Annotated in this window: 16 protein-coding genes; 8 read left to right on the forward strand and 8 right to left on the reverse strand. The window is 60.3% G+C overall.

The window, feature by feature from the left end; all coding sequences use genetic code 11:
* Window positions 1–296: 296 nt before the first annotated feature.
* The 3 genes from nadE to AACY52_RS15360 all read right to left on the reverse strand — a co-directional run bounded on the left by nadE (window position 297) and on the right by AACY52_RS15360 (window position 3,367).
* On the reverse strand, window positions 297–1,124 hold the full coding sequence (gene nadE, locus AACY52_RS15350; RefSeq protein WP_339427244.1) for an ammonia-dependent NAD(+) synthetase: 828 nt from the start codon (window positions 1,122–1,124) through the stop codon (window positions 297–299).
* 3 nt (window positions 1,125–1,127) lie between these two features.
* Window positions 1,128–2,342 (reverse strand): nicotinate phosphoribosyltransferase, encoded by a 1,215-nt coding sequence (gene pncB, locus AACY52_RS15355; RefSeq protein WP_339427243.1) that lies wholly within the window; start codon window positions 2,340–2,342, stop codon window positions 1,128–1,130.
* Between the two features lie 134 nt (window positions 2,343–2,476).
* Window positions 2,477–3,367: a LysR substrate-binding domain-containing protein gene (locus tag AACY52_RS15360; RefSeq protein WP_339415677.1), complete on the reverse strand. Its 891-nt coding sequence runs from the start codon at window positions 3,365–3,367 to the stop codon at window positions 2,477–2,479.
* Window positions 3,368–3,522: 155 nt separating this feature from the next.
* Here AACY52_RS15360 and AACY52_RS15365 point away from each other — a divergent pair, with 155 nt between their 5' ends.
* The 8 genes from AACY52_RS15365 to AACY52_RS15400 all read left to right on the forward strand — a co-directional run bounded on the left by AACY52_RS15365 (window position 3,523) and on the right by AACY52_RS15400 (window position 13,411).
* Window positions 3,523–5,013 carry an aldehyde dehydrogenase family protein gene (locus AACY52_RS15365; protein WP_339415678.1) on the forward strand — a complete coding sequence of 497 codons (1,491 nt, stop codon included), beginning with the start codon at window positions 3,523–3,525 and terminating at the stop codon, window positions 5,011–5,013.
* A 111-nt stretch (window positions 5,014–5,124) separates the two neighbouring features.
* Complete coding sequence (locus tag AACY52_RS15370) at window positions 5,125–6,408, forward strand: FAD-binding oxidoreductase (RefSeq protein WP_339560593.1); 1,284 nt, start codon at window positions 5,125–5,127, stop codon at window positions 6,406–6,408.
* 374 nt (window positions 6,409–6,782) lie between these two features.
* Window positions 6,783–7,919 carry a branched-chain amino acid ABC transporter substrate-binding protein gene (locus tag AACY52_RS15375; RefSeq protein WP_339415680.1) on the forward strand — a complete coding sequence of 379 codons (1,137 nt, stop codon included), beginning with the start codon at window positions 6,783–6,785 and terminating at the stop codon, window positions 7,917–7,919.
* 217 nt (window positions 7,920–8,136) lie between these two features.
* A complete protein-coding gene (locus AACY52_RS15380) occupies window positions 8,137–9,051 on the forward strand; it encodes a branched-chain amino acid ABC transporter permease (RefSeq protein WP_048727385.1) in 915 nt (304 codons plus the stop codon).
* Between the two features lie 2 nt (window positions 9,052–9,053).
* Entirely contained in the window at window positions 9,054–10,331 is a 1,278-nt protein-coding gene (gene livM / locus AACY52_RS15385) for a high-affinity branched-chain amino acid ABC transporter permease LivM (protein ID WP_339415683.1), read from the forward strand.
* On the forward strand, window positions 10,328–11,203 hold the full coding sequence (locus AACY52_RS15390; RefSeq protein ID WP_339415684.1) for an ATP-binding cassette domain-containing protein: 876 nt from the start codon (window positions 10,328–10,330) through the stop codon (window positions 11,201–11,203). The genes livM and AACY52_RS15390 overlap by 4 nt, the downstream gene beginning before the upstream one ends.
* A complete protein-coding gene (locus AACY52_RS15395; protein WP_339415685.1) occupies window positions 11,200–11,916 on the forward strand; it encodes an ABC transporter ATP-binding protein in 717 nt (238 codons plus the stop codon). Before AACY52_RS15390 ends, AACY52_RS15395 begins: the two co-directional genes overlap by 4 nt.
* Before the next feature lie 730 nt (window positions 11,917–12,646).
* Complete coding sequence (locus tag AACY52_RS15400; protein ID WP_339415687.1) at window positions 12,647–13,411, forward strand: SDR family oxidoreductase; 765 nt, start codon at window positions 12,647–12,649, stop codon at window positions 13,409–13,411.
* Between the two features lie 117 nt (window positions 13,412–13,528).
* On the opposite strand, the gene AACY52_RS15405 is transcribed toward AACY52_RS15400, so the two are convergent.
* From AACY52_RS15405 to ureE, 5 genes are all read right to left on the reverse strand, one after another.
* Window positions 13,529–14,638 carry an AGE family epimerase/isomerase gene (locus tag AACY52_RS15405; RefSeq protein WP_339415689.1) on the reverse strand — a complete coding sequence of 370 codons (1,110 nt, stop codon included), beginning with the start codon at window positions 14,636–14,638 and terminating at the stop codon, window positions 13,529–13,531.
* Between the two features lie 125 nt (window positions 14,639–14,763).
* Window positions 14,764–15,336, reverse strand: a complete 573-nt coding sequence (locus AACY52_RS15410; RefSeq protein ID WP_339415691.1) for a HupE/UreJ family protein — start codon at window positions 15,334–15,336, stop codon at window positions 14,764–14,766.
* A gap of 22 nt (window positions 15,337–15,358) precedes the next feature.
* Window positions 15,359–15,973 carry an urease accessory protein UreG gene (gene ureG / locus AACY52_RS15415; RefSeq protein WP_065874333.1) on the reverse strand — a complete coding sequence of 205 codons (615 nt, stop codon included), beginning with the start codon at window positions 15,971–15,973 and terminating at the stop codon, window positions 15,359–15,361.
* Window positions 15,974–15,985: 12 nt separating this feature from the next.
* The gene (locus tag AACY52_RS15420; protein ID WP_339415692.1) at window positions 15,986–16,660 is read right to left on the reverse strand and encodes an urease accessory protein UreF; all 675 of its coding nucleotides are present in this window, start codon (window positions 16,658–16,660) and stop codon (window positions 15,986–15,988) included.
* The gene (ureE, locus tag AACY52_RS15425) at window positions 16,657–17,157 is read right to left on the reverse strand and encodes an urease accessory protein UreE (protein ID WP_339560594.1); all 501 of its coding nucleotides are present in this window, start codon (window positions 17,155–17,157) and stop codon (window positions 16,657–16,659) included. Before ureE ends, AACY52_RS15420 begins: the two co-directional genes overlap by 4 nt.
* Between the last annotated feature and the right edge of the window lie 165 nt (window positions 17,158–17,322).

The following is a 17,322-nucleotide window of genomic DNA, read 5'->3' on the forward strand; positions in this document are numbered from 1 at the left end:
AGGGCGGGTGTTGGAGGGATGTTTCTGAACCACCGTCCAAGGCCTTCGAGACCCAGGACGGTGAAGATATCAAAGACCCGGTTTCCGGTGAATCGTAAGGCTGCTCCGCTTAAGTGAACAGCATTACCCCGAAGGGCGCTTTTTTGTGGGCGGTCAGTTGAACCGGGTCATCGTTCATCGCAGGCAAGCCAGCTCCCACATTCAACTGCATTTTCATGCTGGAACCCGGTCAACTGTGGGAGCTGGCTTGCCTGCGATAACGGTCTGGCAGTCAACACAAGCCTATCTGGCTCACCTCACGGCGCAAACGGCATCACCCGTTTGTGCTCAGTCTTGCGATACGTCTCACAGATAATCCGGAACGCTTCCTCACGCACCGGCTCGCCGTGCAGGAATGCATCTATCTCGGTGTAGGTCACGCCATGTGACGCTTCGTCCGGCTTGCCCGGCGACAGGTCTTCCAGGTCCGCCGTCGGCACTTTCTCCACCAACGATTCCGGCGCACCAAAGTGCCGTGCAATTGCGCGCACCTGGTTCTTCACCAGCCCGCTCAATGGCGCCAGATCGCACGCGCCATCACCAAACTTGGTGAAAAAGCCCATCACCGCTTCTGCTGCATGGTCGGTGCCAATCACCAGGCCACCGGCCGCGCCGGCGATGGTGTACTGCGCCACCATGCGCATGCGCGCCTTGGTGTTGCCCAGCACGAAATCGCGGGATACGGCAGCCTTGCCTTCAAACGCCGCCACTTCATTGGCCAGGGCTTTCACTGCCGGGCCGATGTTCACGGTGTGGCGCTCGTCCGGTTCGATAAAGTCCACCGAGGCCTGGGCGTCGATTTCATCGAACTGGGTTTCGTAGGGCAGGCGCACGGCGATAAAACGGTAGGCGTCATCACCGGTGCTGGCGCGCAGTTCCTGCATCGCGCGTTGGGCCAACAGGCCGGCGGTCAGGGAGTCGACGCCACCGCTGATGCCCAGCACCAACGCTTTGAGCCCGGCATTGCGCAGGCAGTTCTGGATAAAGGTCACGCGCCGGGAGATTTCGGCCTCGAGGGCGGCCTGGTCTTTGAACGGCGCTTGGACCTTGAGCTGTTCAGCAATCTCACGCTGTACGGCTTGCATGATTCACTCCTTGCTAGAGATGGCAGGTACTTTGAAAACATGACGCAAGTAGGCGACAAAATTCGGGTCGGTGCAGTGGGTCTTGCCCGCTTCATCGGAGATCTTCGCGACGGGCTGGCCATTGCAGGCGGTCATTTTAAGCACGATGCTCATCGGCTCGACACCTGGAATATCGCAGGTCAGGTTGGTACCAATGCCAAAGCTCACATTGATCCGACCCCGCAGTGCGCGGAATATCTCCAGGGCCTTGGGCAGCGACAGGCTGTCGGAGAACACCAGGGTCTTGCTCATCGGCTCGATGCCCAGCTTATGGTAATGGGCGATGGCTTTTTCCGCCCATTGCACCGGGTCGCCGGAGTCATGGCGCAGGCCGTCGAACAACTTGGCGAAGTACAAATCGAAGTCGCCGAGGAACGCGTCGGTGGTGATGCAATCGGTCAGGGCAATGCCCAGCAGCCCACGGTATTCGCGGACCCAGCAATCGAGTGCGGCGATCTGGCTGTCGATCAGGCGTGGGCCGAGTTGCTGGTGCGCCATGATCCATTCGTGCGCCATGGTGCCCAGCGGCTTCATATCGAATTCACGGGCCAGGTGCACGTTGCTGGTGCCGACAAAACGCCCGGGGAAATCGTGCTTGAGCACACTGACCACTTCCTCCTGCACGCGGTACGAGAAGCGCCGGCGCGTGCCGAAGTCGGCCACTTGCAGTTCCGACAGCTCATCGCTGCTGGCATTCGCCGTCAGCCAGTCGAATTTGCGATACAACTGCTCGCGGGCCTGTTCGATGATCACGGTCTGGTAGCGGTAGCGGTTACGCACCTCGCTGACGATGGCCAGCATTGGCACCTCAAACAGGATCACATGCAGCCACGGCCCACGCAGGCGGATGAACAACTCGCCGTTCTCGATGCCGGTTTGCACGTAGCGCAGGTTGAAACGGAACAGGCCGAGGAAGCGCAAAAAATCCGGCTTCATGAAGCTGATGCGTTCCAGGAAACCCAGCTGGTCCGGGCTCAGGCTCAGTTCGGCGAGGCGTTCGATCTGGTAGCGGATCTCCGCCAGGTACGGGCGCAGGTCTTCGCTGTTTCGGCAACGAAACTCCCATTCAACTTCCACGTTGGGGTAGTTGTGCAGCACCGCCTGCATCATGGTCAGCTTGTAGAAGTCGGTGTCGAGCAAGTTCTGCACGATGCGATCGGCAAACACACTCTCGCTCATAGCGGGAATCTCCAGACGGGTCGGCAATGGGCGCCGACCTTTACGCACAATTAGGGAAGAGGGCTAGTGGCGCATAGACCTGTGTTGTTTTGCCAGTGATTTTTTCGGTAAGGCCACTGGCGCCATCGCAGGCGCTATAGCACCTGCTCCATCATCCACTTCACAAACTCACGCACCTTGGGCACTTCCGCCGAATGTTCGGGGTAGGCCAAGTAATACGCATCCTGGCTCGGCAGCGCATGCTGCCAGGGGATCACCAGCTTGCCTTCGGCCAACTCTTCTTCCACCAGAAAGCGCGGCAACAACGCCACGCCACAGCCCACCTGCGCTGCACGAATACACATATAGAACGTGTCGAATCGTGGCCCGTGGTAACTGTGCTCTGTCTGATAGCCCTGGCTGGCGAACCAGTCATGCCAGCCCTGCGGCCGTGAGGCGTTTTGCAGCAGGACCAGATCGCTGAGTTGCGTGGGATCGGTGAACGGCTGCGCGGGCAGGCTTTCCGGTGCACAGACAGGTACAAGCTCTTCGCTGAACAGCTTCAGGCTCTCGGTGCCGGGGCGTGAGCCCTGGCCAAAGTAGAAGGCCATGTCGGCCTTGCCTTGCAAAAGCTCGTCCGGCGCCTGCTCATTACACAGGTCTAGATGGATCTGCGGGTGACGCAGCCGCCATCCCTTGAGGCGCGGTACCAGCCAGCGCGCGCCGAAGGTGTAGGGCGTAGACACCCGCAACACTTCGGTCTCGCCGCCGTAGGAACGCAGGTAGTGGGTGGACATCTCCACCTGCGTGAGGATCTTGCGCACTTCCACCAGGTACAGGTCGCCCGCTGGCGTCATCTGCAAGCGGCGGCGCACCCGGCGAAACAGCAGGTGTTGTAACAACTCTTCCAACTGCGCCACCTGCTTACTCACCGCGCTCTGCGTGAGGTTCAGTTCCTCGGCGGCGCGGGTGAAACTCAGGTGGCGGGTGGCGGCTTCGAAGCACTGCAAGGCAGTGATCGAGGGCAAATGTCTTTTATTGAGCACGGCACGCCTCTTTTTATTCTTTGCATGAATAAACGGAATGATATCTCGCCTAATCGTCGTTTGTTGGCACGTCTTGGGCCAGCTACAAATAAGCTCTGGATCGCCGTGTCTGTCGGCGGCGCTATTTTCTGTTTTGAACATTGAAGGAGTGACCCATGGTTGCCGCATTGCTTGATCGTCTCGGGGTAAACCCGGCGCTGTACCAGTCTGGGAAACAACCCGTGCATTCGCCGATCGATGGCAGCCGTATCGGCAGCGTGAACTGGGAAGGCGCCGCCGAGGTAGAGCAACAGGTCAGTCGCGCTGAGCATGCATTCCAGGCCTGGCGCAACGTGCCCGCACCGCGCCGCGGCGAACTGGTGCGTCAGTTCGGTGATGTGTTGCGCGAGTACAAGGCCGATCTCGGCGAGCTGGTGTCCTGGGAAGCCGGCAAGATCACCCAGGAAGGCCTGGGCGAAGTGCAGGAAATGATCGACATCTGTGACTTCGCCGTCGGCCTGTCGCGCCAGCTGTACGGTTTGACGATCGCCTCCGAACGCCCGGGCCACCATATGCGTGAAACCTGGCACCCACTGGGCGTGGTCGGCGTGATCAGCGCCTTCAACTTCCCGGTCGCCGTGTGGGCGTGGAACACCACCCTGGCGCTGGTGTGCGGCAACGCGGTGATCTGGAAACCCTCGGAAAAGACCCCGCTTACCGCCTTGGCCTGCCAGGCGCTGTTCGAGCGTGTGCTGAAGAAATTCGACGGCGCTCCCGAGTACCTCAGCCAAGTGATCATCGGCGGCCGCGACGCCGGCGCCGCTCTGGTGGATGACCCGCGCGTCGGGTTGATCAGCGCCACCGGCAGCACCCGCATGGGCCGCGAAGTGGCACCGAAAGTCGCCGCACGTTTTGCCCGCAGCATCCTGGAGCTGGGCGGCAACAATGCAATGATCCTCGGCCCAAGCGCCGACCTGGACATGGCCGTGCGCGCCATCCTGTTCAGCGCCGTCGGCACCGCCGGTCAGCGTTGCACCACGCTGCGCCGACTGATCGCCCACGAATCGGTGAAGCAGGAAATCGTCACCCGCCTCAAGGCCGCCTATTCCAAGGTGCGCATCGGCCACCCGCTGGAAGGCAACCTGATCGGCCCACTGATCGACAAACACGGCTTCGAGAACATGCAGGACGCCCTGGAGCAAGCCTTGAGCGAAGGCGGCAAGGTGTTCGGCGGCAAGCGCCAACTGCAAGACACATTCCCTAACGCCTACTACGTGTCGCCGGCCATCGTCGAAATGCCCGAGCAAAGCGACGTGGTGTGCACTGAAACGTTTGCGCCGATTCTTTACGTGATTGGCTACACCGATTTCGCTGAAGCCCTGCGTCTGAACAACGCCGTGCCGCAAGGTTTGTCGTCATGCATCTTCACTACCGATGTGCGCGAAGCCGAGCAGTTCATGTCGGCCGTGGGCAGTGACTGCGGCATCGCCAACGTCAACATCGGCCCGAGCGGCGCGGAAATCGGCGGTGCGTTTGGCGGTGAGAAAGAGACGGGCGGTGGGCGTGAATCGGGCTCGGATGCGTGGCGCGGGTATATGCGGCGGCAGACCAATACGGTGAATTACTCGCTGGAGCTGCCATTGGCCCAGGGTATTACCTTCGACTGATCTCTCAGTCGGAGTGAGGTCAAAATGGGGGAGCTGGCTTGCCTGCTCCCACAGTTGATTGGGTTTACAACCCTGAAATGGTTGTTTGTTAGGTCTCATCGGAGTCTGGCAATGGCACTGCGCGAAACATGTTTGTGGGAACACCTCACCCCTGGCAGGCCGGATCGCGTCGCGCTCAAGGGCGATGTCAACGTGGATGTGTGCGTGATCGGCGCCGGGATCACCGGGCTGTCGGCGGCCGTTCACTTGCTGGAGCAGGGTAAAAGCGTTGCCGTGCTGGAAGCCCATCGCACCGGCCATGGCGGCTCGGGGCGTAACGTCGGGCTGGTCAACGCCGGCCTGTGGATCCCGCCGGACGAGATCGAAGCCGGTTTCGGCGAGGCGGTGGGCAGCCAGCTTAACCGCATGCTGGGCGCGGCGCCGTCGCTGGTGTTCAGCCTGATCGACACATACAACATCGATTGCCAATTGCGCCGCGAGGGCACGTTGCACATGGCGCACAACGCCCGTGGCGAAGCGGATTTGCGCAGTCGTGAAGAACAATGGAAGCGCCGGGGCGCGCCGGTGGAATTGCTCACCGGCCAGGCATGCGAGCAAGCCACTGGCACTCAGAAAATCGCGGCAGCCTTGCTGGATCGGCGCGCCGGCACCTTGAATCCAATGGCTTACACCAGTGGTTTGGCGAATGCGGCTGTCGGCCTAGGCGGACAGTTGTTCGACCATTCCCCGGTCACCCAACTCGAGCGCCAAGGTGCGCACTGGTCGGTGCAGACGGCCCAAGGCTCAGTGCAGGCTGGACAGGTGGTCATCGCCTCAAATGCCTATACCGAAGGCGAATGGACCGAACTGCGGCGCAATTTCTTCCCCGGTTACTACTACCAGGTCGCGTCGGTCCCGCTGACGGGGGACGCCGCCCAGCAAATCCTTCCCGGCGGCCAAGGCTCGTGGGATACGCGCCAAGTGCTGAGCAGCATTCGCCGCGATGCCGATGGCCGCCTGTTGCTCGGTAGCCTGGGCAACGGAAACCAGAAACCGGCTTGGTTCCTCGAGGCGTGGGCCGATCGGGTGCAGCGGCATTACTTCCCGTACCTCAAATCGGTGCAGTGGGACTATACCTGGACCGGCTGCATTGCCTTCACACCGGACCACTTGATGCGCCTATTCGAACCCGCCCCTGGCCTGGTGGCAGTAACGGGCTATAACGGACGCGGCGTGACCACCGGCAGCGTGGTCGGCAAAGCGTTTGCCGACTACTTGTGTCACCAGAATCCACAGGCATTGCCGATTCCCTTCGCGCCCATGCAACCGCTGGCCGGGGTCGGTCTGCGCAGCTGTCTTTATGAGGCCGGTTTTTCGCTGTATCACGCAGGCCAATGTCTGAGGATCGTGATCTGATCAGCGAAGTACCGCTCAAAAGCCTGCATTTTCTTAGTCGGCTACTAATCTGTATTGGTGCAAGTCGTAGCAGTCACGCACTGTAAATGTGCAGTTCCGTTACGTCATTTGTTACAGCTGTAGGAACTGTCGTTTATCGGGTTGGTTGCAGGTGCGACCTGCCGAGGTTGTACTTTTTCGATCCGCTGGTTGCACCTTGTGATGCTAGACGGTTGCACGTCCTTGCGAATGGCGCTGAAACACCTGCAATAACAATGACACCGTGTCTTTTTGAAGAATAAAAACGTAGTGGCACGCGCCTTGCTCTGAGCTTTCAGTGAAAAGTTTGAACGCAAGTTGTCGTGCCAAAAATCAAAAATATCGGAGCACTACTCATGTCCCAGACGTTTTACAAGAAAGGTTTCCTGGCCCTCGCCGTTGCAGCGGCGCTGGGTGTTTCTACGTTTGTTCAAGCTGATGTGAAGATTGGCGTTGCGGGGCCGATGACTGGCGCCAACGCCTCATTCGGTGAGCAGTACATGAAGGGTGCCCAAGCGGCAGCCGATGCGATCAACAAGGCCGGCGGCATTAACGGTGAACAGATCAAGCTGGTTGCCGGCGACGATGCCTGCGAACCCAAGCAGGCCGTAGCCGTCGCCAACCGGCTGGTCGACCAGGACAAAGTGATCGGCGTGGTCGGGCACTTCTGCTCGTCGAACACCATCCCGGCGTCCGAGGTGTATAACGACGCGGGCGTGATCGCCATCACCCCAGGTTCCACCAACCCACAAGTGACCGAGCGCGGCATGAGCGCAATGTTCCGTATGTGCGGGCGTGACGACCAGCAAGGCATCGTCGCCGGCGATTACATCGTCGACGTGCTCAAGGGCAAGAAAATTGCCGTGATCAATGACAAGGACACCTACGGCAAAGGCCTGGCTGACGCCACTGCTGCCCAGTTGACCAAGCGCGGCGTCAAGCCGGTGCTGGAAGAAGGCCTGACCCGTGGCGAGAAAGACTTCAGTGCGCTGGTCACCAAAATCCGTTCTACCGGCGCTGATGTCGTGTACTTCGGCGGCCTGCACCCGGAAGCCGGTCCGCTGGTTCGCCAACTGCGTGAAGCCGGCCTGAAAGATGTGAAGTTCATGTCCGATGACGGCGTAGTGACCGACGAATTGGTCACCACCGCAGGCGGCAAGCAATACGTGGACGGCGTCTACATGACCTTTGGCGCGGACCCGCGCCTGTTGCCCGAAAGCAAGGCCGTGGTGGAAGAGTTCCGCAAAGCCGGCTACGAGCCTGAAGGCTACACCCTGTACGCCTACGCTTCGCTCCAGGCCCTGGCCGCCGGCTTCAACGGCGCCAAGTCCGACAAAGGCGAAGACGCCGCCAAGTGGCTCAAGGCCAACCCTGTGAAAACCGTGATGGGCGAGAAGACCTGGGACGCCAAGGGCGACCTGAAAGTCTCCGACTATGTGGTTTACCAGTGGGACAAGGAAGGTAAATACCACCAGTTGGAAAAGCAGAAGTAAGGCTAGTCAGCACCTAACCAATGTGGGAGCGGGCTCGCTCGCGAAAGCGGTCTGTCAGGTAGCAAATGTGTTGACTGATACACCGCATTCGCGAGCAAGTCGAAGCGTCGAACCGCCGCTTCCACAGGGGAGTGGTGTCGTGATCGATATCTGTCTTTTCCTCCAGAAGCGCCGCACACCCACCGGTGTGCAGGTGCTCACCGCGTGAGATTGCGTTATGGATGGTATTTTCCTGCAGCAACTGGTCAATGGCCTGACCCTCGGGTCGGTCTATGGCCTGATCGCCATCGGCTACACAATGGTCTATGGCATCATTGGCATGATCAACTTCGCCCACGGCGAGGTTTATATGATTTCCGCTTACCTCGCGGCGATCAGTCTGGCACTGCTGGCTTACTTCGGCATCGAATCCTTTCCGCTGCTCATTCTTGGCACCTTGGTCTTCACCGTCGTCGTCACCGGCGTTTACGGTTGGGTCATCGAGCGTGTCGCCTACAAACCGCTGCGTAACTCCACCCGCCTGGCACCGCTGATCAGCGCCATCGGGATCTCCCTGATCCTGCAGAACTACGCGCAGATCGCCCAGGGCGCCAAGCAACAAGGTATTCCAACCTTGCTGGCAGGCGCCTGGCGTGTCGACATCGGCACCGGGTTCGTGCAGCTCACGTACACCAAGGTGTTCATTCTCGTGGCGGCGTTTGCCGGGATGGCGTTGCTGACCTACATCATCAAGTACACCAAGCTCGGCCGCATGTGCCGCGCGACCCAGCAAGACCGCAAGATGGCCTCGATCCTCGGCATCAACACCGACCGGGTGATCTCCTATGTGTTCGTCATCGGTGCCGCCATGGCGGCCCTGGCCGGCGTGCTGATCACCCTCAACTACGGCACCTTCGATTTCTATGCCGGCTTCATCATAGGCATCAAGGCGTTTACCGCAGCGGTACTCGGCGGCATCGGCTCCCTGCCAGGGGCGATGTTGGGCGGGATTATCCTGGGTATCTCCGAGTCGCTGTTCTCGGGGTTGATCAACTCTGACTACAAAGACGTGTTCAGTTTCTCCCTGCTGGTGGTGATTCTGATTTTCCGTCCTCAGGGCCTGCTTGGTCGCCCACTCGTGGCTAAGGTGTAAACATGTCTGCTGCCAAACCAATCGATATCAAGAAAAGTGTGGTCGATGCAGTCCTTGCCGGGCTGATTTCGCTGATCATCTTCGGGCCCATCGTCGGTGTTGTCCTCGATGGCTACAGCTTCAACCTGGAACCGGCCCGCGTCGGCGTGATGGTCGCGATTGTAATGCTCGGCCGGTTCGCCATGAGCCTGTTCCTGCAAACGCCCAAGGGTATAAGAATCCTGCAGGGATTAGAGAGCAGCGGCTCCGGCGTGCACGTGCAGAAACCGGACTATAAATCGCGGCTGCGCTGGATCATTCCGGCACTGATCGTGATCGCCATCGTGTTCCCGATCTTCGCCAACAAGTACCTGCTGACCGTGGTGATCCTCGGGCTGATCTACGTGTTGCTCGGGTTGGGCTTGAACATCGTGGTAGGCCTGGCTGGCTTGCTCGACTTGGGCTACGTGGCGTTCTACGCCATCGGTGCCTACGGCCTGGCGCTGGGTTATCAATACCTGGGCCTGGGTTTCTGGACGGTGCTGCCACTGGCGGCCATCGCGGCGGCGCTGGCGGGGTGCATCCTCGGGTTTCCGGTATTACGAATGCACGGTGACTACCTGGCTATCGTGACCCTGGGCTTCGGTGAGATCATCCGCTTGGTGCTTAACAACTGGCTGTCGTTTACCGGCGGTCCGAATGGCATGCCCGTGCCGTCACCGACCTTCATGGGGTTGGAGTTCGTGCGCAAGGCCAAGGATGGTGGGGTGCCCTTTCATGAGTTTTTCGGCATCGATTACAGCCCTAATTTCAAGTTCATTTTTATCTACATCGTGTTGTTCATCGTGGTGATGCTGGTGCTGTACATCAAGCATCGTCTGACCCGCATGCCGGTCGGCCGTGCCTGGGAAGCGCTGCGCGAAGATGAAATCGCCTGCCGCTCCATGGGCCTGAACCACGTACTGGTCAAGCTCTCGGCGTTCACCATCGGCGCGTCTACCGCGGGCCTGGCCGGGGTGTTCTTTGCCAGCTACCAGGGCTTCGTCAACCCGTCGTCATTTACCTTCTTTGAGTCGGCGTTGATTTTGGCCATCGTGGTCTTGGGTGGCATGGGTTCGACGGTCGGCGTGGTGATTGCGGCCTTCGTATTGACCGTCGCGCCTGAACTGCTGCGCAGCTTCTCCGAATACCGCGTGCTGCTGTTTGGCGTGTTGATGGTGGTGATGATGATCTGGCGACCACGCGGCCTGATGCGGATCAGCCGTTCCGGTGTGACGCCACGTAAGGGGGTAGCGCCATGAGCAAGGAAGTCGTCCTCCAGGTGGAACACCTGATGATGCACTTCGGTGGCATCAAGGCTTTGAGTGATGTGAGCCTCAAGGTCGAACGCAACTCGATCTTCGCCCTGATCGGCCCCAACGGCGCAGGCAAGACCACGGTGTTCAACTGCCTCACCGGCTTCTACAAAGCCAGCGGCGGCAAGATTGAACTCAATGTGCGTGGCAAGCAGACAAACGTGATCCAACTGCTCGGCGAGCGCTTCAAAGCCGTCGACTTTGTCTCGCCGAAGAGCTTCCTCAGTCGGGTCTACTACAAGATGTTCGGCGGCACCCATCTGGTGAACCGTGCTGGCCTGGCGCGAACCTTCCAGAACATTCGCCTTTTCAAGGAAATGTCGGTGGTGGAAAATCTGCTGGTCGCCCAGCACATGTGGGTCAACCGCAGCATGCTCGCCGGTATTCTCAACACCAAGGGCTACCGCAAAGCCGAAAGCGATGCCCTTGACCACGCCTTCTACTGGCTGGAGGTGGTGGACCTGGTGGACTGTGCCAATCGCCTGGCCGGCGAACTCTCCTACGGCCAGCAGCGCCGCCTGGAGATCGCACGTGCCATGTGCACGCGGCCGCAGATCATCTGCCTCGACGAACCGGCAGCTGGCCTCAACCCCCAGGAAACCGAAGCCCTCAGCGCGATGATTCGCCTGCTGCGCGACGAACACGACCTCACGGTAGTGCTGATCGAACACGACATGGGCATGGTGATGAGTATTTCCGACCACATCGTGGTGCTGGATCACGGCAACGTGATCGCCGAAGGCGGGCCGGAAGCGATCCGAAACGACCCGAAAGTGATTGCCGCCTACCTGGGCGCCGACGAAGAGGAGCTGGTATGAGCGGACCTATCCTCGAAATGAAGGACCTGGACGTGTACTACGGTCCGATCCAGGCCCTCAAAAAAGTCTCGCTGCATATCAACGAAGGCGAAACCGTCAGCCTGATCGGCTCCAACGGCGCGGGCAAGTCCACGCTGCTGATGTCGATCTTTGGCCAGCCACGGGCCGAGTCGGGGCAGATCCTCTACAACGGCGTCGACATTACCCACAAGTCATCGCACTACATCGCCTCCAACGGCATTGCGCAGTCGCCGGAAGGGCGGCGGGTGTTCCCCGACATGACCGTCGAGGAAAACCTGCTGATGGGCACCATCCCGATTGGCGACAAGTTCGCGCAGGAAGACATGCAGCGCATGTTCGAGCTGTTCCCACGTCTCAAGGAGCGGCGCAACCAGCGCGCTATGACCATGTCGGGTGGCGAACAGCAAATGCTCGCCATCGCCCGCGCGTTGATGAGCCGCCCAAAGTTGTTGCTGCTGGACGAGCCAAGCCTGGGGCTGGCGCCGATTGTGGTGAAGCAGATCTTCTCGACCCTGCGCGAGTTGGCGGCGACCGGGATGACTATTTTCCTGGTGGAGCAGAACGCCAACCATGCGTTGCGTCTGTCGGATCGGGCGTATGTGATGGTTAACGGTGAGATTCGCCTGACGGGTACTGGTAAGGAATTGTTGGAAAACGAGGAAGTGCGCAACGCCTACCTCGGCGGGCACTAATCTAAATAACGACGCAGCACCCACTGTGGGAGCCCACATAAAAGCGGCTCCCGCAGTCTTTTTAGTGCTATCCACAGACGGTTCTGGAAATTGTGGAAAACAAATCCAGCCGCCCTCTAAAGCGCGACATATAGCCGCCACAAATCCCTGTTTTGTCACAGTTTTGACTTGTCCCCACCCACTGTGGAACCGGCTGTGGGTAACGTGGTAGTAGCTGGCTGAAAACCTTTAAAACCGTGACTTGCAGCGAGTCGCTTGTTTTTTGATCAGCGGCTTTTTCGCAACCGCCCGAGGGCTTTGTCAACCTGTTTATAGACACAGGTATATGACCGAAATATGTCCCGCCAGCCTGTGGATAAGTCTGTGACTAAACTCTGGAAAGACGGCCGCAGAGGCCGGAATGACTGGCCTGGAGCCATCGTTCTGCTTTCCGGCCTGTCGGTGGGTCTACATACGCCCCGTCTAAGGTCAAGCAAAAAACTTTCTAAACCCCCTTGTAACCCTTGTGTATAGAGGCCTGGGGCTTTTTGCACTTGCCCCCAAAGACTGTGGGCGCAGTTGTGGATAACCTGCGCGTATATGGCTGCAAGCCACGGTTCATGAGGCTTTGCGCGAAATGGTTAAAAAGTGATCAGTCGCGCATGAAGTTATGCGCTTAGCGGTTGCCGCCACTGCGGCGTCAGGGCATTCTGCTGGCTGATTTTTTCCCGATGCCCGCAAGGAGAACACCATGTCCGACACGCTGTTTATTACTGGCGCAACCTCAGGTTTCGGCGAAGCCTGTGCTCGTCGTTTTGCAGACGCCGGCTGGAAACTGGTGCTGACTGGCCGGCGTGCCGACCGCCTGAATGCGCTGGTCGAAGAGCTTTCAAAGCAGACCGAAGTGCATGGCCTGGTGGTGGACGTGCGTGACCGCAAGGGCATGGAAGACGCCATCGCCAACCTGCCGCCGTCGTTCGCCAAGCTGCGCGGGCTGATCAACAACGCCGGCCTGGCCGTGGGCACTGACCCGGCGCCCAAGTGCAGCCTCGACGATTGGGAAACCATGGTCGACACCAACATCAAGGGCTTGTTGACCACCACCAGCCTGCTGCTGCCGCGCCTGATCGCGCATGGCCGTGGCGCCGGGATCATCAACCTGGGCTCCATCGCCGGCAGCTACCCGTACCCAGGCAGCCATGTGTATGGCGGCTCCAAGGCGTTTGTTAAGCAGTTCTCGTTGAACCTGCGTTGCGACCTGCAAGGTACCGGCGTGCGCGTGACCAACATCGAGCCCGGCCTGTGCGAGAGCGAGTTTTCGTTGGTGCGCTTTGGTGGTGACCAGGCGCGGTATGACGCGACTTATGCTGGTGCCGAGCCGATTCAGCCGCAGGATATTGCTGACACGATTTTTTGGGTCATGAATACGCCGGCGCATGTGAATATCAACCGGTTGGAGTTGATGCCGGTGAGCCAGACTTGGGCTGGGTTTGCGATTGAGCGCGGGGCCAAGTAAAGCTCTAGATAGCGCCGCCTGCTTTGCGAGCAAGCCCGCTCTCACATTCGCCTGCATTCCAAAGGTAGGACGCGGTCAAATGTCGGAGCGGGCTTGCTCGCGAAGAGGCCCTGAAAGTCAGGCCAGATACCGGGTCAGACCCTGATAGCACGTTGCCAAATGATAAGGCGTAGTCGACGGCATATCCCGTCGACTCACGACGCCCTCGGCATCCAGGCATTCATTCCAACCCTTCTCATGCAGAAAATGCTGTTGCAGCGCCAGCAATTGGCGCTGTAGCACCGCTTCGCTGTCCGGCCGCAAGGTCAGTGCCCGCAGGTATTCGGCCTGGGCCCAGATACGTTGGGTGCCGTCACGCATCGTGCCGTCCAGCGCCAGCATGCCGCTGACTGCGCCGCTGACGTTATCCACACCCTGTTGCTCGGCGTAGGCGAAAGCCCGGGTCAGCGACGCATGCAGCGGCGTACCGCGCAGTACATCTGAAGATTCCAGCAAGAAGAACCACTCGAACTGGTGTCCCGGTTCGAACCAGTTATCCACAGCGCCCAGCGGTTTTTCCATCATTACGCCGTGCTGGCGGTCGATGAAACGCTGTTGCATGGCTGTCGCCAGTGCCAGCAGGGCTGCCTGCACGTGGGCATCTTCACGCACCGCGAGGGTGGCGAGGAAACCTTCGGCCAAGTGCATCAACGGGTTTTGCAGCGGGCCGGATTTAAGCGATGACCAGTTGCGCTCCAGCACGGCTTCATACAGGCCGTCGCCTGTGGAAAACCGCTCGGCGACCACTTCCAGGGCCGCATTGAGCACCGATTCCACCAGCGGCGCACGCACCTTGGCCCAGTAATGGGCGCAGGCGAAGATGATGAAGGCGTGGGTGTACAGGTCTTTGCGCTTGTCGAGCGGCTGGCCGGTGGGATCGATGCTGTAGAACCAGCCACCGTGCTCGGCGTCGTGGAAGTGCTGTTGCAGCGAACGGAACAGAACAGCTGCGCGCTCCTCGGCGAAGGCTGCGCCAGGCTCGTCGATCAGACTGGCAAACAGGTACAGCTGCCGCGCGCAGGCCATGGCGCGGTAGCGTTGTGGGGGCAGCGGCCGGTGATCGGCATCCAGCGCCTCATAGGGCAGCGCCAGCTCGGCGTTCCAGCCCGGGCCTTGCCAGAGCGGCACGATCAGGCTGTGGAAGTGCGTGAGCACGGTGTTCAAGGAGGGTTGGGAAGCGCTGGGCATTGGCTGGCGTCGTCACGGCAGGGGTGTAGGCGCGCATGGTAGCAGAGGGGCAGTTGTAAGTTGTGAGCTACAAGCTGCAAGTTGGCGCAAATCGGCGTCTACTTGCAGCTTGTAGCTTGCGGCTTTTAACTGGCAAGCAACCAAACCCCAGTCGCCGCCGACGCCGCCCCCGCAACCCGTACCAACGGCGCCGCAGCCGCCGGCAGGAAACGCACTACCGCATAACCCGCCGCGTGCAACACTGCCGTTGCGCCCACAAACCCAGCCGCATACGCCCAAGGGTTGGACATGTCCGGCAGCTCCAATCCGTGCGCTACGCCGTGGAACAGCGCGAACAATGCTGTCGCCCCCACCGCCACAAACAACGGCAGCCGCACCGCCAGCGCCACCGCCAGGCCCAGGGCCAGCACCGATGCAGCAATCCCGCTTTCCAGCGCTGGCAGTGCCAAGCCTTCAAAACCCAGCACGCCGCCAATCAGCATGGTGCCCACGAAGGTGCACGGCAATGCCCAGCGGGCGGCGCCTTTTTGTTGGGCGGCCCACAAACCGACGGCCACCATGGCCAACAAGTGGTCAATGCCACCCAAGGGATGGCTGATGCCGGCCACCAGGCCGTTGTCGCCGTGGCCCGGGTGAGCGAAGGCGAGGGCAGGGGCCAGCAGCAGGGCGGCGGCGGTGAAGAGTTTCTTGAGGCTCATAAACAGGCTCCTTGAGGGTTGGTCAGGCGGCGGTCAGCAGGCCTTGGCGTTCGATAAAGGCGACGATGTCATCCAGGCCGACACCGGTTTTCTGGTTGCTGAACACAAAGGGTTTACCGTTGCGCATGCGCTGGGTGTCGCTGTTCATCAGCTCCAGCGAGGCGCCCACCAGCGGTGCCAGGTCGATCTTGTTGATCACCAGCAGGTCGGATTTGCAAATACCAGGCCCGCCCTTGCGTGGCAGCTTGTCGCCGGCAGACACATCGATCACATAGATGGTCAGGTCCGACAGCTCGGGGCTGAAGGTGGCCGAAAGGTTGTCGCCGCCGGACTCCACCAGGATCAGGTCCAGGCCGGGGAAACGGCGGTTGAGCTGATCCACGGCTTCGAGGTTGATCGAGGCGTCTTCACGGATCGCCGTGTGCGGGCAGCCGCCGGTTTCCACGCCGATAATGCGCTCCGGCGCCAGGGCTTGGTTACGCACCAGGAAATCGGCGTCTTCGCGGGTATAGATGTCGTTGGTGACCACTGCCAGGTTGTAGCGATCACGCAGCGCAAGGCACAGCGCCAGGGTCAGGGCCGTCTTGCCGGAGCCCACCGGGCCGCCGATGCCAACACGTAAAGGTTGTGAGTTCATGTCTGTGTTCTCCTAGGAACGGAACAGGCGGCTGTACTGGCGCTCGTGGGCCATGCACGCCAGGGACAGGCCGAAAGCGGCGCTGCCGAAATGGGTAGGGTCGATGCGGCTGGCGTCCTGCTGGGCTTGTTGCAGCAGCGGCAGCAGTTCGCTGGTCAGGCGCTGGGCGGCTTGCTGGCCGAGGGGCAGGGTTTTCATCAGCACGGCCAATTGGTTTTCCAGCCAGCTCCACAACCACGCCGCCAGGGCATCAGCGGGGCTGATGCTCCAGGCGCGAGCGGCCAGGGCCCAGCCCAGGGCCAGATGCGGCTCGGCGCACCGCTCAAGAAATGCGCGGGCGGCGTCGTCCAGTTCCGGCAAGCCGCTGAGTAATTGCTGCAGCGAGTAGCCCATCTGCCGGCTCTCCTGATACAGCTCGCGGGTCTCGCGGCTGGCGCGATGCTCATCACACCATTGCGCCAGGCGCGGCCAATCCTCATCAAAGGCCGCTTGGCAATGTGCGAGCAGCAACGGTGCTTCGAAACGCGCAAGGTTGAGCAGCAACTGATCGCTGATCCAGCGTCGTGCAGTGGCCGCATCATTGACACGACCGTTCTCCACCGCCATTTCCAGGCCCTGGGAATAGCTGTAGCCGCCAATCGGCAATTGCGGACTGGCCAGACGCAACAGCGCCCAGGCTGGGTTCATAGACGCACGCCGAACTGATGCAGCTTGGGTGGGTAGTTGAAATCTTCATCGCCATGGCGCGAGTGATGGTGGCCGCCGCCGTAAGCACCGTGCTCCGGCTGGAAGGGCGCTTCAATGGTTTCGGTCTGCGCACCCAGCTGTTCGAGCATGGCCTTGAGCACGTAGTCGTCTAGCAGGCGCAACCAGCCGTCCCCTACCTGCAACGCCACATGGCGGTTACCCAGGTGATACGCCGCGCGAGTCAGTTCAAATGCGCTGCTGCAGGTGACGTGCAGCAGATGTTCAGGTCGGGCGCATACGCGTACGACGCGTCCGTCTTCAGCCTGTAGGAATTCGCCATCGTGCAGCGGCGGCTGGCCGCGCTCCAGGAAAAGGCCAACGTCTTCACCGTCGGCACTGAAACAGCGCAGGCGACTTTTGCTGCGTGCTTCGAAATTCAGCAGCAACTCGGCGGCCCAGAGGACTTGAGGGGCGATTCGGCGGTGGATCACCAGCATCAGGAAGCTTCCAGCTATGAGCGATAGCACAGCTAGAGCAAGGGCCTTGCCAATGTCGATAGAGAGTAGGAATTGCCTGTAGGCAAGGGCGGTAGCGCCACTAAATGGAGCGAGGAAGGATTCTCTGCGTGCGCCAAAGTGGTGCGCGATTTTACTGATTGCACG

It is taken from the genome of Pseudomonas sp. EA_65y_Pfl1_P113, from assembly GCF_963970525.1.
Classification (GTDB): domain Bacteria; phylum Pseudomonadota; class Gammaproteobacteria; order Pseudomonadales; family Pseudomonadaceae; genus Aquipseudomonas; species Aquipseudomonas tritici.